This is a genomic window from Flavobacterium hydrophilum (genome assembly GCF_003202405.1).
GTDB classification, from domain to species: Bacteria; Bacteroidota; Bacteroidia; order Flavobacteriales; family Flavobacteriaceae; genus Flavobacterium; species Flavobacterium hydrophilum.
Genome location: NZ_QJHL01000004.1, coordinates 221517 through 240140, shown reverse-complemented (window position 1 = coordinate 240140; position 18624 = coordinate 221517). Strand labels below are relative to the sequence as shown.

Here is an 18624-nt window from a genome sequence, read left to right as displayed (position 1 = left end):
AATTAAAATATTTCTATAGCGAAAAAACAAATTTCAACCTATAATAAGTCTAGAAGTCTATACAAAGAAAATTGAAAAAACATATCTCTTATTCTAATCTTTTGTGTAGTATTTATTCATAAAAAGTACCATCGTGTATCTCTTTACGGAAAAAATATTCTTCTTTATCAATGATTGAACTATAAGGATAATAAAGGTTATATTTTTTGGTCCCTTTAGACCACATGGAGGTGTCGTAGTTATAATATAATACTTTTGGAACTACTACCCACAAAGCAAAAAAAGCAAAAAACAAAAATTTAACTTTTAATAAATCATTTTTAGACCTCAATAAGGTAATAAAAAAATCACTCAAAAAAATTATTTGAAATATTATGAAATAATTTAAAAATCTATAAAATCCTTGAACACTTAAAGCTAATACAGAAAGAAAAAAATAGGAAAAAAGGAGAGTTACAAATTTTAAATATTTACCGTAGTACCTATTATAAAAATTAATAAAAAGCAAGGGGATAAAACAATATAATATTAATCCAGTTATGACTCCAAAAATATTTAACGCTTGTGTCTGAGAATATATAACGAATTTTTCAGTTATTCTTGCTGCAAATAAACCTAATTCTATCAATTGTCCCAGATAACTAGAACAGGCAAAAGATATTAATAGTAGGACAATACCTTTCGAATCTAATTTAACTTTAGCTAAAAGAGGAAGGAAAAAAAGTATAATCGCAGAAGAATGAAATAAATAAGAAACAAAAATTATCAAATAGTATTTAACCCATTTTTTTGTTATTAGATAAGGATAAGCAATTAGAAAAAAACTTATTGACAGGGACTCTCTCATTATCTCCATATTAAAATAAAAATAATTACCGCAAAAGTATAAGAGAATAGCAGTGAAATAATAATGAGTATTTTTTCTAAAAAAATAAAAAACTACAGTGTTAACGAAAATAGAATGAAGTAATTGAAAAAAAGCAAAGTCATTGCAAATAGTCTTTGAAATAGATTGAAATATGATCCAGAATGGATCATATCTTTCTTCTGAAAAATCATAATTAAATAGCTCGTACACTAAAGGTGTTTTTTCAAAACTTTCAAAATAAAGTAAGGTATCTCCACCTACTTTATATCGCAAACCAGAAATTATAATTAAAATAAATAAACTTAGAAAGTAACTAAAATTACTATTTCTTTTTGAATCTCCAAGATCGTAATATATAGCTAAGAAAAATAAGTAAATAAAAACAAGAAAATATAACATTTTAAGTTTTGAATTAAATCCTAATTTAACCCCGTATTATACTGTTCTATATTCAAACTCGAAGTTTTTAAGTGTTTATAAAAAGAAATGGAATAAAGAAAAAACATTACAAAGAACAATGAAATCCTATATACAACACTTGGATATACATACATAGATCCTATAGCAATGATAAATGTTGGAATAGATAAAACCATAAATTGAATATGCCTGTGTGGAATGAAATATAAATGGTTTGAAACAATCCAACTTACTACAAGTAAAAATACATTGGTGAGTATCATTGCAAGCACAACTCCTGGTAATTCAAAATTTTTAATTAATAAAAATAAAAAAATCAAATTAAAAACCACTGAAGCGAAAAATGTATAAGATAGGTATTTTGTTTGTTCTTTGTACTTTGGTCCAATATCTACAATTTCTTTAAATATGTAAAGAGAAAAATATAAAGCTAAGCCTCCAATATATTTATAGGATTCATAAAATTCTTTAGTCGACACCAATTCGATTATCTCTTTTGAAAATAAAGTGATTCCACATACAATACAATATATTGGGCATGTTGCGAGAATTAGAACTTTTGCAAAATTCTGTCTGTGTGTAATTATTTTGAATTGCTCAAACATAAAAGGAGCCCATGCCATTACGAATGCAGTATTTAATAATTGAATTACAGAAGCTAATTTTAAAGACAAGGAAAATAACCCTATAGAAGTTAAAGTTAAATAATTGACCATGAAAAACCGATTTGCAAAAGACAACAAAGTACTTCCTATTCTTGCAGGAAATTGTGGTAGAGCATAACTAAAACTTTTATTTAAAAAGAAAGAAGAACTTTTAAGGCTAAGATGTTCTTTTACCGCAAAAAAAAGAAATAAGGATGAGATGAGTAATCCAATAACTTGAGAGTAAAATACTCCAATAACCCCAAGTTTGAAAACAACTACAAATAATAGAGTAAATATTAATGTTATTATAACCTTTATTAACATCAAAATAAGGAATAATTTATTTTTCTTTTCATATCGCAACACAATGAATGACAACATCGAAAAGTTAATAAACGGTAATTGTAAAGATGCAATTTTTATAATATTATTGTAGTTTGGCTTATCAAATAATGTTATGGATATTGTTTCAGAGAAAACTATAATAATAGCTGTTAAAAGAATTGATAATAATATTATTACCATAAAATTTGTGGATATAAGCATCCTCTTATCTTTTCCTGTAAAATCATAATAATACCTCTGCAAAGCTGTTTCTAATTGTAATTCTGCAAATATTGAAGTAGTACTAATGAAAACAAAAATTAAATCAATTACAGCATATTCTACTACATCAAAATAGCTTGTATAAATAGGTAATAATACAAAAGCTATAATTTTTTCAATAGTTGTAGCAATTCCTAATAAAAAGAAGGATCTAATAAATTCTCTCATATAAAAAGTTACTGATGTTCATTAAAAAATCTGTTCAACCAATTATCAAAGTTATAATTAGATATAATTTCTACAGGAACATCATTATATGGGGATTTCAAAAAGTTGTGAATAATATCAATATCGTCAACATCTAATATAAATATATTATTACTATCATAGAAATCTGCATTTATAATATTTTTATCATTCGTTATCAGTTTCTTTTTTAAGAAAATTGACTCCATTGGCCTCAATGAAATGCCATTCTGTCCACTTTGAATTATATCAATTATAGCTGAACTTGTTGATAAAATATTTAAATAATCAGAGTATAATATCGGTCTATTTCTTCTAGGATTAGTTAACGAATCAATATCTTCGACAATATGAAAGAATAATTTTAAATTTAAGTTTACAAGATTAAGTTTTAAATCATTAATTATAGTCCCTCTACCTTTATCCTGTCCTACAAATACTGCATCATACTTTAAATTGATTTCGGGTAATAATATTTTATCAAAGTAAAATGTAGTATTATAAATCATATTATAATTTTTACAATCATTGATGTCAAAAGACCATTTTTCACATAATGTATCTGAAATATCATTAGGCTGAACCTTGTTTCTATAAACAGGATCCCAATACCAAAAAATTAAACGAATTTTTGGATTTTTCTTTTTTATATATTCAAAAGCATCAATGTCATTTGTCGAAAAACAAATAACTGTTTCGATATTATTCAACTCTTTTTTCCAGTCACCAAACCAATAATGTTTTGGCATATGTAAAAAAATAGATAATTTTCTTACGATTTTTTCAATCAAATTCAATTGACGAAAGGCTGTTGAACATCTAACACCTGTAGATTCAATTAAAGGAATGAAATAAGACACTGAATTATATAGGATAAGAATTCTTCTATTAGAAATCATACTATCATCTAATAAATTTATTACAATTTACCATCTACATCTCCTCGAAATCGTCCTTTAACATCATAAATTATAGAGTTCTCTTTACGTAATACACTAATATCAATTTCATTAAATTGAGTATGTGCTACTCCTAAAACTATTGCGTCAAATACATCATGTGGCAATACAGATGCTGTTTCTAAATTGTACTCATTTTTAACCTCAGAAGAATTTGCTATAGGATCAAATATTGTAACTTGAATACCATAATCCTGTAAAGCGTTTATCACATCTACAATCTTTGTATTTCTTACATCAGGGCAATTTTCTTTAAACGTAATACCTAACATTAATAAACTGGACCCTTTTACGAAAATTCCTTTTTTAATCATCAATTTAACTACTTGAGAGGCTACATATTCACCCATACTATCATTCACTCTGCGTCCAGCCAATATAATCTCTGGATGGTAACCAAATTCTTGAGCTCTTTGCGCCAAATAATAAGGATCTACGCCTATACAATGTCCTCCAACTAAGCCAGGTTTGAAAGGTAAGAAATTCCATTTCGTTCCAGCAGCTTCCAACACAGCGTTCGTATCAATATTCATTAAATTAAAAATTTTAGCCAGTTCATTTACAAAAGCAATATTAATATCTCTTTGTGAATTTTCTATAACTTTAGCTGCCTCTGCCACTTTAATACTTGGAGCCAAATATGTACCAGCAGTAATAACACTCTTGTACAAATTATCTATAATTTTTCCTATTTCAGGAGTAGAACCAGAAGTAACTTTTAAAATTTTTTCAACTGTATGCTCTTTATCCCCAGGATTAATTCTTTCAGGAGAGTAGCCTGCAAAGAAATCTACATTAAATTTCAAATCCGAAATTCTTTCCAACACTGGAATACATTCATCTTCGGTCACTCCAGGATATACTGTAGACTCATAAATTACTATATCTCCTCTTTTAAGAACTTTCCCTACTGTCTCGCTTGCTTTATAAAGTGGTGTCAAGTCGGGTCTATTATTTTTATCTACCGGAGTTGGAACAGTAATAATATAAACCGAGCAATTTTTGAGTACTGTTAAATCATCTGTACAAAATAATCCTTTTGATTGGGGCATTTTATCCACTAAAACAGCTCTTAAAGCAGTACTTTCTACTTCAAGTGTGCTATCGTGTCCGGAATTTAACTGAGAAACTCTAAATTTATTTATATCAAATCCAATCGTTGGATGTTTAGTAGCGAATAATCTGGCTAAAGGAAGCCCAACATAACCCAATCCAATAACGGCAATTTTTTTCATATGAAATATCTTTTTAATAGCCAAACCTACTCTTTAATTAGGTTGTTGAGTTTATTTATTTCAAATTATTAAAATACCATTCAACAGCTTCTTTTAAGCCATCTTCAATAGAAAACTGTGGGTTATAACCCAATAAATTTTGTGCCTTGGCAATACTAGCTAAAGAATGTGGGATATCACCTACTCTATTAGGACCATGTATTATGTCAATATTGCTTATTTTAGTATCGTAATCGGATAAGTATTTTTTCAATAAACCTACTAATTCAATTAGGGTAGTTCTATCTCCATATGCTGTATTATAAATTGTGTTTATAGCTTCTGGATTTTCAGTTGTCATAGCTAACTCATTCATTTTAATAACGTTATCTATATATGTAAAATCCCTAGAATAATTACCATCACCGTTAATCACGGGACTCTCATGCCTCATTAATTGCATAACAAACTTTGGAATAACTGCTGCATAAGCACCATTAGGATCTTGTCTTCTCCCAAATACATTAAAATATCTTAAACCTATAGTTTCAATACCATAAGTTTTGCTGAAAATTTCAGCGTATAATTCATTTACATACTTTGTAATTGCATACGGAGATAGTGGTTTTCCAATTACCTCCTCTACCTTAGGAAGACCTTGTGAATCTCCATAAGTAGATGAACTTGCCGCATATATAAAACGCTTTACTTTTGCATCCCTTGAGGCAGTAAGCATATTTAAAAATCCTGAAACATTGACTTGGTTTGTTGTTATTGGATCATTGATTGATCTTGGGACAGAACCTAAAGCTGCTTGATGAAACACATAATCTATATTCATAACAGCTTTCTCACAATCCTCTACTATTCGAATATCTCCTTCTAATAATCTGTAGTTTTGGTTATTCAAAAATTCACGTATATTATGTTTATGTCCCGTCGAAAAATTATCGAGACAAGTTACAATATGTCCTTTACTTAAAAAATACTCTGTTAGATTTGAACCAATGAAACCTGCTCCTCCCGTTATTAAAATATTCATTTGTATATATTTAAAAATAGATTTTTTTTATTGATAAAAAAATAATTGCTAAAAATCCAAATAAGAAACCACCTCCTAAAAACCCAGTACTTTTTCTAATCTTATTGTTTTCTAATGGTAAAATAGGCTTATCAATCCCTTGTATTAACGGAGTTTCTTTTCTAAGTGTTACTTTTGCCAATTCTGATTGTTTAATCAATTCGGTAAGAATTGCTGTGTTGGCTTGAACATCAACTTGCCTGCGTGCAGATGGGGTTCTACGTACATTTAAGGCTGGATTTAGGTTAAAAGTATTGTCGTTTGCAATTGCAACCCCCGTAATGGCTGCATTGAGCTCACCTCGTATCGAATCGGTCTGTTTGGTCAAAATTTTTAAATTTTCTTGTGATTTCTTAGTTTTGGTATTTACATAAAATTCAGAAACTTCTTTAGCAAGAGTCAAACAAAAATCTTTAGCAAAAAGTTCATCTTTAGACTTTACTTCCATTGTAATTATATCAATCTTTTTCTCTTTCTGACCTACAGTTAGGCTACCTTCGACAAGACTTTTATATATTTCTCCCAAGATACTGTCTTGTGTACGCGTAAATTTTTTCCTGTCAGCAAGGGGGTCAAAAGTCAACTTTGCTAAATTTGATTTTTTCTCCCAATTTTTACGCCATTTATTTATTTGAATAAATCTTTCAGCAAGTGAAATGGTTTTTCCATCCTGCAACACGGGCTGTAACAAAGTACGTTCAACCATCAAACGCGATTTAAACAATTCATTTAGATTTGCACCAACAAATATATTTCCACCTGAACTACCAACATCAATACCAAAAGTACTTGCCAATCCTAATGCCCCCCCAAGCCCACCGCTAGATTTCCCGTCTTCCAACGCAAATGTAAGTCTGGCAGTATAAATAGGTTTTTTAAGAATAGAATACCCCACGCCAAGTAAAGCGCCGATAAATCCTATAATTATAATTTTTTTCCATTGAAGTAGCAAATAGGCATACCAATCCCTTACATTTTTTAATATTTCATACAACGAAATTTCATTGTTTTGCTGTTGTTGTTCCATTTTCGGTAAAATTTTCTAGCTTGGTAAGGAAATGTATTCTTTATGTTTTTATATGTAACTTAAGATGACATAATTTAATCTTAAATATTATATTTCTTATTTAGTAACATTTTTATTTAAATGCAGTTACAATTAATAATGCCAAACTACTAATTACACTACCAATACTCACCCATTCACCAGTGCTCATTTTTCTTGTTTCTGGCTTTTCTGGCACTACAATCTGAGAATCAGGCAATACTTTTGGATAAGATCTAAAGAATAAAAATGAACCTGTTACTGAAGCTTTTCCATTAGGATAAATAATGTATGCTTTTTTCTTCCATCCTTTGCTGTCAACTCCACCAACTGCATTTATATAATACTTAAAACTCTTACCACTTCTGTATGGAATTTCAGAATTAAGCAAGACATTTCCAGTAACTTTAACACCTTCATTAAATGTAGACACTTCTATTTCGTCATTTGGAAACAAAGTAACATTCGAATAATGTGCTTTGTCTTCTACAATTTTTTTCCAATCCAAAGGAATTGTCGCATATTTTAATTCTTCTTTTAATTTTTTAACAAGATCTTGTTTTAAAGTATCGTTTTTAGACAAATTCAAATCTACTCTCTTTATGTCATCAATTTGTTCTTGTTTAATAGGTCTCTTAATTTTCATTCCCTCTAAGTTAGCAACAGATGTTAAACCTCCTGCTCTCATCACTACATTATAAACTGATTCTTTTTTATTAGCCAAAACATATTTTCCCGGATAAGCAACTGCACCACTAATTGACACCATTTGTGGTTTTTCATAAACAGCCATTCTTCTAATATTAATAACGTCAAAGGGCTTTAAAACAAAGTTTTTCACCTGCTCATTATTATCTGCTGTGATTTCTAATTCTACTAACTCAATACGTTTAGGATTAGCATCATCAATTTCATCAGACTTTATCATTCTCGCTATTTCTACTCTTTTTGAAGCTGAACCTGTTAGCCCTCCCACCTGTACAACTAAATCGTTCAATGTCAAATTATCATAAAAATCATAAACTCCCGGATTTTTTACTTCTCCATCAATAGTAATTTTATATTCTTCTCTAAAATCCAGAATCGAATATACTGTTACTTCATCTTCTCTTTTTAATTCAATATCAGCATTGATATCTCCTGACAAAGCACTTGCTAAATCAACATTAACTATCTCTGTTGTTAAATCCGATTTTAAACGAATAATTCTGGCTCTTTTGGTATAAGCATCTTCTTTAAGGCCTTCTGCTCTGGTAATAAGACCTGAAATTCTCATTCCCTCAGTATAAGAATAATAATCCGGTCTAAAAACAGCTCCTTCTATTTTTATACGATTTTCAAATCTATTTAAAATTTTAGTTATTCTAAAAACATCACCGGATTGTGGTATATATGAAGAAAATTCATTTTCATTAATATCATGAACCTTAAATTCTTTTCCAGTTTTTTGTAAAACATTTACTGATGCTGTATACGCAAATTCATTAAATCCGGAAGCAAAATTTAATAAGTCTGAAAATTTTTCACCTTTTTTCATTTCAAAAATCCCAGGTCTCTTTACTTGTCCTTCTACAGTAACTCTTTGTGCATAAACCGGAATTCGGATCACATCATTTTCCTTTAAATTCACATTATCAGATTGATCTCCTTTAACTAAAAAACGATAAATATCTATGTTTTTATAAACTTTATTATTTCTGATTAATTCAATATTTCTGTAACTGCCATTTTTTCCGGGGCCTCCTGCTAAATGCAAAGCATTATAAACTGTTGCTAAAGAGGATATAGAATAATTTCCAGGCTGTTTTCCACCAACAATAGTAATTTTAATAGTTCTGATTCTGCTTAAACTTACACTTACCTGAGACTGGCCAGATCTTACCGTACTATAGACTTTTGCAATTGCTGCTTTAATTTTTTGCGTTGCAGCTTCAATTGATATTCCGGAAACTGAAATTTGACCAACATACTGAATAGTAATTTTTCCTTCGACACTAACGGGTATACTGGCATTATACTCCTGAACGCCATAAACACTTACCTGAAGTTCATCTCCCGGACCTAAAACATAATTCATTGGAGTAGCTAAATTTGAATCAGGCTCAAAATTTAAAGTTGGATTATCAAACAATTCAGAACCAAATATTAATGCATTAGCAGAATCTTTAACCTTATTATTTACAATTTTATCCTGCGTACGTCCAGACTCTTTTTTGTTTGCGGCACTATTTTTTTCAATGTTTTTTTTATTAGAGGGACTTGCTGGCACTTCATTTATTCTTGCTTTTAATTTTGCGAATTCTGTAACACTCATCCCTTTTGATATGGCCATAGGTTCTGCCTGCTCAATAGTCGTGTTATTACTTTGCAGTTGAGTTCGTATTTTAGCAATATCAGCATCAGATAAGTAATCTACTTTTAAAGTACTTAAATCACTTGATTTCATTAAATCCTGAGCATTGACCTGAAAAGTAAAGAAAGTAAAAAACAATAAAAGAAGAACAGTTATATTTTTCATATTTAATGATGTTTTGATTTTGATAAGAAATTCAAATCAGAATATTGTTTTTATGAATATTGTTTTTTATAATAATCTTTATAGGAACCAGAAGTTACATTTTTCAGCCATTCTTCGTTGTTCAAATACCAATTAATCGTTTTTTCTAAACCTTCTTCAAAAGTCACAGATGGTTTCCATCCCAGTTCTTTATTAATTTTAGAAGCATCAATTGCATAACGCAAATCATGCCCGGGTCTATCTTTCACATAAGTGATTAACTTCTCAGAAGTACCTGAATCTCTTCCTAACTTTTGATCCATAATCTGGCATAATAATTTAACCAAATCAATATTTTTCCATTCGTTAAAGCCACCAATATTGTAAGTCTCATGATTTTTTCCTTCATGAAAGACCAAGTCAATTGCAATAGCATGATCTTCGACAAAAAGCCAGTCACGGGTATAATTACCATCACCATAAACAGGCAATGATTTATTATTGATAATATTATTTATGAAAAGCGGAATTAGTTTTTCAGGAAAATGATATGATCCATAATTGTTAGAGCAGTTTGTTAAAACGTACGGCAATCCATACGTTTCTCCATATGCTCTTACAAAATGGTCTGAACTTGCTTTTGAAGCTGAATATGGCGAATTTGGATCATATGGAGTAGTTTCTGTAAAAAGTCCTTCTGCTCCCAAAGACCCATAAACTTCATCTGTACTAATATGATAAAATCTTTTTCCTTCAAAATTATCTTTCCATTGTTTTTTTGCTGCATTGAGTAAATTCATCGTTCCAATAACATTTGTTTTCACAAAGGCCAAAGGATCTTCAATTGATCTGTCAACATGAGATTCTGCTGCTAAATGGAGTACTCCGTCAAAATTATGAGTTGAAAAAAGTTCGTAAATAAAAGTTTCATCAACAATATCGCCTTTTACAAAATTATAATTGGGTTGATTTTCTATATCTTTAATGTTTTCCAGATTCCCGGCATAAGTTAAAGCATCTAAATTATAAATTTGATATTCAGGATATTTATTTACAAAACGTCTCACTACATGCGAACCAATAAATCCGGCACCACCAGTTATAAGAATTTTTTTCATTAATTTAATAATTCTGAATTTTGTTTTTCTAAATCACTATATATATCTTTTACATCTTGAGAGTTTTCTTTTTGTAAAATTAAATTAGCTGTTTTTGTATAAACAAAAATCGTGTTTTTTAATCCCAGGAAAGTAGTATGCTTATCACAACCAATAACCATATTACCATTTTTATCAATTGAATGTCCTTTAGAAACCAAATAATCATAAACTGATTCAAAGGAACCTAAATCAGACCAGGAAAATGATGCAGGGACAACTTTAATTTTCTTACTCCTTTCCATGACCGCATAATCTATACTAATGGATGGAATTTCTAAAGAGGCTTCTAAATCCAAGAAACCTTCTTTGTTAGACTCCCAAACTATTTTGGATTTTTCATACACTTCAGGCTGGAATTGTTTTAATTCATCCAAAAGCACACTAGCTTTAAAACAAAACATTCCGCTATTCCATAAAAAATTACCTTTTGCAATAAAATCTTTAGCAGTTGTTTCATTTGGTTTTTCCCTAAATGAAATCACTTTATCCCCTTTTGATTCTATATAACCGTATCCCGTTTCTGGTTTGGTTGGAATGATTCCAAAAGTTACAATAAAACCTTCGTTGGCTTTTAAAATTGCCTCGTTTATAGCATTATTATAATCTTCCATTTTATCAATAATATGATCTGATGGAGTTATTATTAATATATCATCCGGATTTGAGGCAAATGCCGCGAATGCAATTGCTGCAGCTGTATTTCTGGGAGTAGATTCAACAATATTGATATAAGAAGTTTTAGATTTCTCCATTACCTTACCACTCAAATGATGGTTATCAACGTTCCCTACAACCATTACCTTATTTGCCAAATGACTATTACGATCAACAGTCATCTCAAATAAAGATTTCCCTTCAAATATTTCCAAATATTGCTTAGGCTGACTTTTACGGGAAAGCGGCCATAATCTACTACCTACCCCTCCGGTCAAAATAACATGTGTGATTGAATTGTTTGTATCCATTTTTTCTAAATAAAAAAAAGAGTTTTAAAAACTATAATCTATTGTCTGCTATAGCTCCCAAAACTCCTTTTACATCATATATTAAACTATTTGTTTTTTGAATTTCCAGAAAATCTAACTTTAAAAATTCGGAATGAGCAACTCCTAAAACTATAGCGTCAAATTTTTCTTTTGGAAGTACACTTATTGTTGTTAATCCATATTCTTTTTTAACTTCATTGATGTTAGCTAATGGATCAAAAATGGTAACAGAAATACCATATTCTTTTAATGCCCTTATTACATCTACAATTTTAGTATTACGAACATCAGGACAGTTTTCTTTAAAAGTGATTCCAAGCATCAAAAGTTCTGCATTATTTACAGAGATCCCTTTTTTAATCATTAGTTTCACAACCTGAGATGCTATATATTCACCCATACTATCATTTAAACGACGTCCGGCTAAAATTATTTCAGGATGATATCCAAATTCTTGTGCCCTTTGTGCCAGATAATAAGGATCAACCCCTATACAGTGCCCGCCCACTAAACCCGGTTTAAAAGGGAGAAAATTCCATTTAGTAGCTGCTGCTGCTAATACTTCCTGAGTATCAATATTCATTAAGTTGAATATTTTTGCAAGTTCATTTACAAAAGCAATATTAATATCCCTTTGTGAATTTTCAATTACTTTAGCAGCTTCAGCAACTTTTATTGTTGGCGCTAAATATGTTCCGGCTGTAATAACAGATTTATAAAGCGCATCAACTTTTAAGCCTACTTCAGAGGTTGACCCTGATGTAATTTTCAGGATTTTCTCTACAGTGTGTTCCTTATCTCCAGGATTAATTCTTTCAGGTGAATATCCTGCAAAAAAATCTACATTGAATTTTAAGCCTGATATTTTTTCTAAAACCGGTACACATTGCTCTTCTGTTACACCAGGATAAACTGTTGATTCATAAATCACAACATCCCCTTGTTTTAATAGTTTACCAACTGATTCACTAGCTTTATACAAAGGAGTCAAATCAGGTCGATTATTTCTATCTACAGGGGTTGGAACGGTTATTATAAAATAATTGCAATCAGCAATATTTTTTATATCTGAAGTACAATAAAGTCCTTTTGTTTGATTTGGTGTATCTATTAATACCCTTTGCAAAATAGCATCTTCAACTTCTAATGTAGTATCAGTTCCCTGCTTTAAACTTATAACTCTTGATTCATTAATATCAAAACCTACTACAGGATATTTTGTAGCAAATAAACGAGCCAAAGGCAATCCTACATAACCTAATCCAATAACGGCTATTTTTACGTTATTATTCATATTTTTCCTTAATTTCGTTTATCTCATTGCACGGCTTCGCTATTCAAAGTCACATGATGACATGAATATCGAAGAATTCAATTTCAGCAAATATAACACATTAAGTCAATTTTATCAACCTCAAAATATCTTATAATTCCCTCAAAAAAACAAAATTTAAAAACCTATCAATCAAAAGGATACACATAAAAAAAGAATGAAAACCACTGAATCTGGTGATTTTCATTCTTTTCAAATCCTTTTTACTAAATAGCAATTTAGATTTACCATACTAAAAAACTAAGCTTATTCTTAATTTAACCATGACATACCTAAAATGACTCTTTTTTATATTTCATTTTCAAAACGCATCCTAAAGATTCTAAAACTAAAATATAATGAGTATTGGTTACTTCTTGAATAACTGCATCCTGGCTACTAAAAACTCCATCTTCCAGTTTTATTTTATCTCCTTTTTTATAAGGAACAATAGAAATCTCAGAAATATTTGTATTTGTCAGACTTTTTTTAATTGTTACAATTTCTTCATCACGAACAATAGCGGCTTTACCTAACCAAAATAAATAACGTACAACTCCTGCAACCTGAAACACAGCATTTCTATCTGTATCTTGCAATTGGACAAAAACATAAGAATTAAAAAGAGGAACTTCGACTTTTTTCTTTCTGTCTGACCATTGTTTTATCTGGGTGATTAAAGGACAATAACATTCAATTCCTATTTCATTTAATTTTTCAGCTACTTTTTTTTCCCATTTAGGTTTTGTATAAACAACATACCAATTCATGTGATTTTATTTTTAAGAACCTATTCCGTTGTAAATAAAACCAATTGATTTTAATTCTTTTGCATTCAAAATATTTCTTCCATCAAAAACAAAAGCCGGCTTTTGCATAGAATCATATATTTTTTGCCAATCATATTTTACAAATTCATCCCACTCAGTAAGTATTGCAATCGCATGTGCTCCTTTACAAGCTTCATAAGAATTGTCAAAAGTTAAAACAGCATCATTATTTTCTGAAGAACTTCTGGTTTGTAAATAATCTAAATCACTCAAAATTTTATTTCTTGATACCTTTGGATCATAAACCGAAATTTTAGCTTGTTCGTTGATCAAATCATCTGCCACATATATCGCAGCAGATTCGCGTGTATCGTTTGTATCTTTTTTAAATGCCCATCCTAAAAAAGTTATTTTTTTATCGGCTACTGTATTATATAACGTCTGAACAATTTTATTCGAAAATCTTCTCTTTTGATAGTCGTTCATAATGATTACTTGCTCCCAATAATCAGCAACCTCATTTAATCCGTAAGATTTTGCGATATAAACCAAATTAAGAATATCCTTTTGAAAACAGGAACCCCCAAATCCTACGGAAGCCTTTAAAAACTTAGAACCAATACGGCTATCCATTCCAATAGCACGAGCCACCTCACTTACATCTGCACCTGTTTTCTCACATAATTCAGACATCGCATTAATTGATGAAATACGTTGAGCCAAAAAAGCATTTGCCGTAAGTTTAGACAATTCAGACGACCAAACATTTGTTGTTAGGATTTTATCTTTACTTACCCAATTAGCGTAAACATCTACTAATGCATTAATTGCATCCTCTCCTTCCGGAGTTGAATCCCCGCCTATAAGAATTCTATCAGGATTTAATAAATCAGTAATAGCAGTTCCTTCAGCCAAAAATTCAGGATTAGAAAGAATCTGAAATTGAACACCATTTCCAGTATTATCCAAAATACTTTTTATAGCCTCAGCAGTACGAACAGGCAAAGTTGATTTTTCGACAACTATTTTATTACTTTTAGAAACTTTTGCTATCTGTCTGGCACATAATTCTATAAATTTCAAATCAGCTGCCATTCCTTTACCTTTACCATAAGTTTTAGTAGGTGTATTTACCGAAATAAAAATAATCTGAGCATCATCTATTGCTTTTTCTACATTGGTTGAAAAGAAAAGATTTCTACCTCTTGCCTCTGCTACAACTTCAGAAAGACCTGGCTCATAAATTGGAATATTTTCTGTATTTGGATCATTCCAGTCTTTAATTCTTTGCTCATTCAAATCAACAACAGTTACTTGAATATGTGGACATTTTTGTGCGATTACTGCCATAGTTGGCCCTCCTACATAACCTGCACCGATGCAACAAATTTTTGTAATTTTCATATTTTCTATATTATACTTTCTTTATTTTAAATTATCCCAATACCAACTTACCGCTTCTTTGAGCCCTTCTTCGAGTGAGTATTTAGGATTATATCCTAACATTATTTTTGCTTTATCTATACTTGCTAATGAATGCGGTATATCTCCAATTCTTGTTTCACCATAAACGATTGGCACATCAGCAATTTTTGCATCAAACTTGATTAAATATTTTTTTAAATATTTAACTAAATCATTCAAAGTATTTCTATCTCCAAACGCTGTGTTATAAACAGTATTAATTGCGTCGGAATTATTAGACGAAATTGCCAGAGCGTTCATCTGAATAACATTATCTATATAAGTAAAATCCCTTGAATAATTTCCATCACCATTAATCACCGGGCTTTCGTAGTTCATTAATTGCATTACAAATTTAGGAATCACTGCAGCGTAAGCTCCTTTGGGATCTTGTTTTCTTCCGAAAACATTAAAATAACGCAACCCTATGGTTTCTAATCCATACGTTTTACTAAAAATTTCAGCATACAATTCATTTACATATTTAGTTATTGCATATGGAGATAATGGCTTGCCTATTACCTCTTCTATCTTTGGCAATCCTTCAGAGTCCCCATAAGTAGAAGAACTTGCTGCATATATAAATCTTTTTACTTTAGCATCACGTGCGGCAACCAACATATTCAAAAAACCTGAAACATTGACATCATTAGTAGTAATCGGATCGTTTATAGAGCGGGGAACAGAGCCTAGTGCTGCCTGATGTAATATATAATCTACACCATCAACAGCTAAATTACAATCAGATATATTTCGAATATCTCCTTCAATCAGTTTAAAATTTGAATTTGTTATAAAACCGTTTAAATTATGATGATGCCCCGTTGAAAAATTATCCAAACAAATTACTTTTTGCCCGGAATTTAAAAAATATTCACACAGATTAGAGCCAATAAAACCAGCCCCACCTGTTATTAAAATAGTCTTTTGAACGTTTGCTTTCATCTATTTTATTTATTTTTTAAATGTTTTGAAAATGTTTTGAAGAAAGCTTACTTTATTTTCATCTTCATGATAACCATTTGAATATGACCCATAGCCACCATAATACCCATAGCCATATGCGGATCCATATTTAGCTTTGTTTTCAAAACCATTTAAAACAATACTAACATTGTTTAACTCACCTCTTTTTACGCGGTTATTTAACAATGTTATCATTTCCTTTTTTGAATAATTTTGCCTCACAACATAAAGTGTAACATCACTAAATTGCATCAATTCAAATGCATCAGAAACAAGTCCAACTGGAGGTGTATCCAGTATAATATAATCATATGATTTTTTAAGTTCATCAATCAATTCTCCCATTACTTCGCTTATAATTAATTCTGAAGGATTTGGAGGAATTGGTCCTGAAAGAATTACGTCAAGATATGGAATCTGAGTTTTATTTATTATTTCGGTCAGCTTTTTTTGCTTTATCAAATAATTAACTACTCCATATTGGTTTATCAAATTAAATTCGTCTGCCAATCTTGGTTTTCTTAAATCCATTCCTATTATCACCGTTTTTTTTTCACTTAAGGCAAAAACAGTCGCAATATTAATTGAGCAGAATGTCTTTCCTTCTCCACTAATTGAAGAAGTAATCATTAGTGTTTTTGCTCCGTCTAATTGCTTTTTTTTATATAAAAATTGTAGCGATGAACGGATACCTCTAAAAGCTTCTGATAATGCTGATTTTGGTTTCTGAAAAACGGCTAAATTGCTATTCTCTTTATTAACACCTACAACTCCTATTAATGGAATCTGTGTTTGCTTGTTAATATCCTCAGTATTTTGAATGGTATTGTTAATAAAGAAAAGTATAAAAACAATAATTAGGGGAATTAAAATCCCTAAAAATAAAGCCAAAACGTAATTTACTGAAGTTTTCGGACCAATCAAACCTTCGCCAATATCTTTTGCAGTATCTATAAAATGAATATCAGATAAATTAGAAGCTTTTACAATCTCTGCTTCATTTCTTTTTTGAAGAAATGTACTGTAGATATTATCACTTAAATCATATTTTCTTTTGATTTTTAATAATTCTTGCTGTTCTTCCGGAAGCTTCTTAATGGTACTCTCTGTTTCACCTATTTTATTATTAACTAAAGATAAATCATATTGCAAAGATGATTTCGCTGTCACTATATTTTCGAGCAAAACATTTTTAACAGCCATCATTTGATTATCAAAATCTTTAAAAATTTTATCGCTTTTTACAGCATAAGACATTTCAGATCTCTGAGCAGACAAAGCAATAAGTTTTGAAACATTTGTGACAACATTTGGATCTTCAATTCCTGCAACTGATGGAGCAGGTAACTTAGAATAATCGGTACTATTTTTTAAATATGCTTTTAAAGAATTATAATACGCAATTTTACGCGTTAGTGCATCTTTTTCAACATCAAAATCAAGAATCTTATTCGAAAATTTTTCTCCACCTCCTTCTATTTCATATATGTTTTTATCCTTTCTGAAAGATTTAAGCTCATTTCCCGTTTCCTTTAACTGAGACTCCATTGCCACGAGTGTACTATCGATAAAGGCTATCGTATTTGTAGCAAATTGATTTTTACCATCTAATTGAAACTTAATCAGCATTTTAACAGTAGAATTCAGATACTCAACCATTCTGGCCTTATTTGTACCTTGCAGAGACAACACAAGAATAGAACCTGACTTTTCATCTGTTTCTACACTAATTCTTCGATAGCGGGAAACTGTAGCATCAAAATTATTAAATCTAATAAAATATTCTTTTCCAATGTAAACACCAGGATTATCAGTTATTTCCAAATTCCAATTTAAAAATGGCAACACAACTTGCTCCCCAACTTTATATTTTTTAATAAATTCAATTGGCTGAACCGCTGTATTACTATAACTATTGTTGGAATAAGTAAATAATGAAACCGAATTATTCTCGAACGGAACTCTAATTTCATATTCATTTGGACTTAAAAACTTAACACTAATTAATGCTCCGGTTAATTGAGGTTTTGTTTTATCAATATTAACATAAAAGGGGACGGAGCCATAAACATCAATCATATTATATTCTCCTTTTTCAAGATAATCTATATAATACTGTAATTTACCTACCACCAATTCGTTATGAGACCTTGATTGCAAAATAGTAGAAATACCACTCACCTGATCTGAAATACCACCCCAATTAAAAACCAAGCTTGTATTGGATGTAAAAAAAGGATTGCTTTCTTCTTTAATCGAAATTAAAGTTTGCATGGCATAAATCTTTTCCTTTCTGATGTTTACCTGATAAGCAATAGCAAATGCAATAATTAAACTCATCAAAAACAATTTCCAGTACCCCGCAATTTTTAACAAAAAACCCTTAAAATCAAAATTTGCATGATTCTCAAAAATCGAAAAATCTTTTATATCTAACATCTTT

The 18624-nt window shown here is 30.1% G+C and carries 14 protein-coding genes; all 14 read right to left on the bottom strand.

The features are described 5' to 3' along the window. Positions 1 to 112: 112 nt before the first annotated feature. Complete coding sequence (locus DMB68_RS16580; RefSeq protein ID WP_110347758.1) at positions 113 to 1267, bottom strand: EpsG family protein; 1155 nt, start codon at positions 1265 to 1267, stop codon at positions 113 to 115. A 20-nt stretch (positions 1268 to 1287) separates the two neighbouring features. Further along, positions 1288 to 2709 (bottom strand): lipopolysaccharide biosynthesis protein, encoded by a 1422-nt coding sequence (locus DMB68_RS16575; protein WP_110347757.1) that lies wholly within the window; start codon positions 2707 to 2709, stop codon positions 1288 to 1290. A gap of 8 nt (positions 2710 to 2717) precedes the next feature. After that, entirely contained in the window at positions 2718 to 3626 is a 909-nt protein-coding gene (locus tag DMB68_RS16570; protein ID WP_110347756.1) for a hypothetical protein, read from the bottom strand. Between the two features lie 20 nt (positions 3627 to 3646). Next, positions 3647 to 4921 (bottom strand): nucleotide sugar dehydrogenase, encoded by a 1275-nt coding sequence (locus tag DMB68_RS16565; RefSeq protein ID WP_110347755.1) that lies wholly within the window; start codon positions 4919 to 4921, stop codon positions 3647 to 3649. A gap of 55 nt (positions 4922 to 4976) precedes the next feature. After that, positions 4977 to 5942, bottom strand: coding sequence for an SDR family oxidoreductase (locus DMB68_RS16560; protein ID WP_110347754.1), 966 nt, complete (start codon positions 5940 to 5942; stop codon positions 4977 to 4979). A 10-nt stretch (positions 5943 to 5952) separates the two neighbouring features. Continuing rightward, complete coding sequence (locus tag DMB68_RS16555; RefSeq protein ID WP_110347753.1) at positions 5953 to 7008, bottom strand: Wzz/FepE/Etk N-terminal domain-containing protein; 1056 nt, start codon at positions 7006 to 7008, stop codon at positions 5953 to 5955. Positions 7009 to 7120: 112 nt separating this feature from the next. Continuing rightward, the gene (locus DMB68_RS16550; RefSeq protein ID WP_110347752.1) at positions 7121 to 9544 is read right to left on the bottom strand and encodes an SLBB domain-containing protein; all 2424 of its coding nucleotides are present in this window, start codon (positions 9542 to 9544) and stop codon (positions 7121 to 7123) included. 50 nt (positions 9545 to 9594) lie between these two features. Continuing rightward, positions 9595 to 10641, bottom strand: coding sequence for a dTDP-glucose 4,6-dehydratase (gene rfbB, locus DMB68_RS16545; protein ID WP_110347751.1), 1047 nt, complete (start codon positions 10639 to 10641; stop codon positions 9595 to 9597). Then, positions 10641 to 11648, bottom strand: coding sequence for a mannose-1-phosphate guanylyltransferase (locus DMB68_RS16540; RefSeq protein WP_110347750.1), 1008 nt, complete (start codon positions 11646 to 11648; stop codon positions 10641 to 10643). Before DMB68_RS16540 ends, rfbB begins: the two co-directional genes overlap by 1 nt. Positions 11649 to 11679: 31 nt before the next feature. After that, entirely contained in the window at positions 11680 to 12963 is a 1284-nt protein-coding gene (locus DMB68_RS16535; RefSeq protein WP_110347749.1) for a nucleotide sugar dehydrogenase, read from the bottom strand. 311 nt (positions 12964 to 13274) lie between these two features. After that, the gene (locus tag DMB68_RS16530; RefSeq protein WP_110347748.1) at positions 13275 to 13751 is read right to left on the bottom strand and encodes a UpxY family transcription antiterminator; all 477 of its coding nucleotides are present in this window, start codon (positions 13749 to 13751) and stop codon (positions 13275 to 13277) included. A gap of 12 nt (positions 13752 to 13763) precedes the next feature. Then, positions 13764 to 15155: a UDP-glucose 6-dehydrogenase gene (locus tag DMB68_RS16525; protein ID WP_110347747.1), complete on the bottom strand. Its 1392-nt coding sequence runs from the start codon at positions 15153 to 15155 to the stop codon at positions 13764 to 13766. Positions 15156 to 15176: 21 nt separating this feature from the next. Beyond that, a complete protein-coding gene (locus DMB68_RS16520; protein WP_110347746.1) occupies positions 15177 to 16160 on the bottom strand; it encodes an SDR family oxidoreductase in 984 nt (327 codons plus the stop codon). Positions 16161 to 16169: 9 nt separating this feature from the next. Beyond that, the gene (locus DMB68_RS16515; protein WP_110347745.1) at positions 16170 to 18620 is read right to left on the bottom strand and encodes an exopolysaccharide transport family protein; all 2451 of its coding nucleotides are present in this window, start codon (positions 18618 to 18620) and stop codon (positions 16170 to 16172) included. Positions 18621 to 18624 lie beyond the last annotated feature (4 nt).

Excerpts from the sequence above, each read along its gene's own strand:
- DMB68_RS16580 (WP_110347758.1), bottom strand. The coding sequence starts at position 1,267 with ATGTTATATTTTCTTGTTTTTATTTACTTATTTTTCTTAGCTATATAT.
- DMB68_RS16575 (WP_110347757.1), bottom strand. The coding sequence starts at position 2,709 with ATGAGAGAATTTATTAGATCCTTCTTTTTATTAGGAATTGCTACAACT.
- DMB68_RS16570 (WP_110347756.1), bottom strand. The coding sequence starts at position 3,626 with ATGATTTCTAATAGAAGAATTCTTATCCTATATAATTCAGTGTCTTAT.
- DMB68_RS16565 (WP_110347755.1), bottom strand. The coding sequence starts at position 4,921 with ATGAAAAAAATTGCCGTTATTGGATTGGGTTATGTTGGGCTTCCTTTA.
- DMB68_RS16560 (WP_110347754.1), bottom strand. The coding sequence starts at position 5,942 with ATGAATATTTTAATAACGGGAGGAGCAGGTTTCATTGGTTCAAATCTA.
- DMB68_RS16555 (WP_110347753.1), bottom strand. The coding sequence starts at position 7,008 with ATGGAACAACAACAGCAAAACAATGAAATTTCGTTGTATGAAATATTA.
- DMB68_RS16550 (WP_110347752.1), bottom strand. The coding sequence starts at position 9,544 with ATGAAAAATATAACTGTTCTTCTTTTATTGTTTTTTACTTTCTTTACT.
- rfbB (WP_110347751.1), bottom strand. The coding sequence starts at position 10,641 with ATGAAAAAAATTCTTATAACTGGTGGTGCCGGATTTATTGGTTCGCAT.
- DMB68_RS16540 (WP_110347750.1), bottom strand. The coding sequence starts at position 11,648 with ATGGATACAAACAATTCAATCACACATGTTATTTTGACCGGAGGGGTA.
- DMB68_RS16535 (WP_110347749.1), bottom strand. The coding sequence starts at position 12,963 with ATGAATAATAACGTAAAAATAGCCGTTATTGGATTAGGTTATGTAGGA.
- DMB68_RS16530 (WP_110347748.1), bottom strand. The coding sequence starts at position 13,751 with ATGAATTGGTATGTTGTTTATACAAAACCTAAATGGGAAAAAAAAGTA.
- DMB68_RS16525 (WP_110347747.1), bottom strand. The coding sequence starts at position 15,155 with ATGAAAATTACAAAAATTTGTTGCATCGGTGCAGGTTATGTAGGAGGG.
- DMB68_RS16520 (WP_110347746.1), bottom strand. The coding sequence starts at position 16,160 with ATGAAAGCAAACGTTCAAAAGACTATTTTAATAACAGGTGGGGCTGGT.
- DMB68_RS16515 (WP_110347745.1), bottom strand. The coding sequence starts at position 18,620 with ATGTTAGATATAAAAGATTTTTCGATTTTTGAGAATCATGCAAATTTT.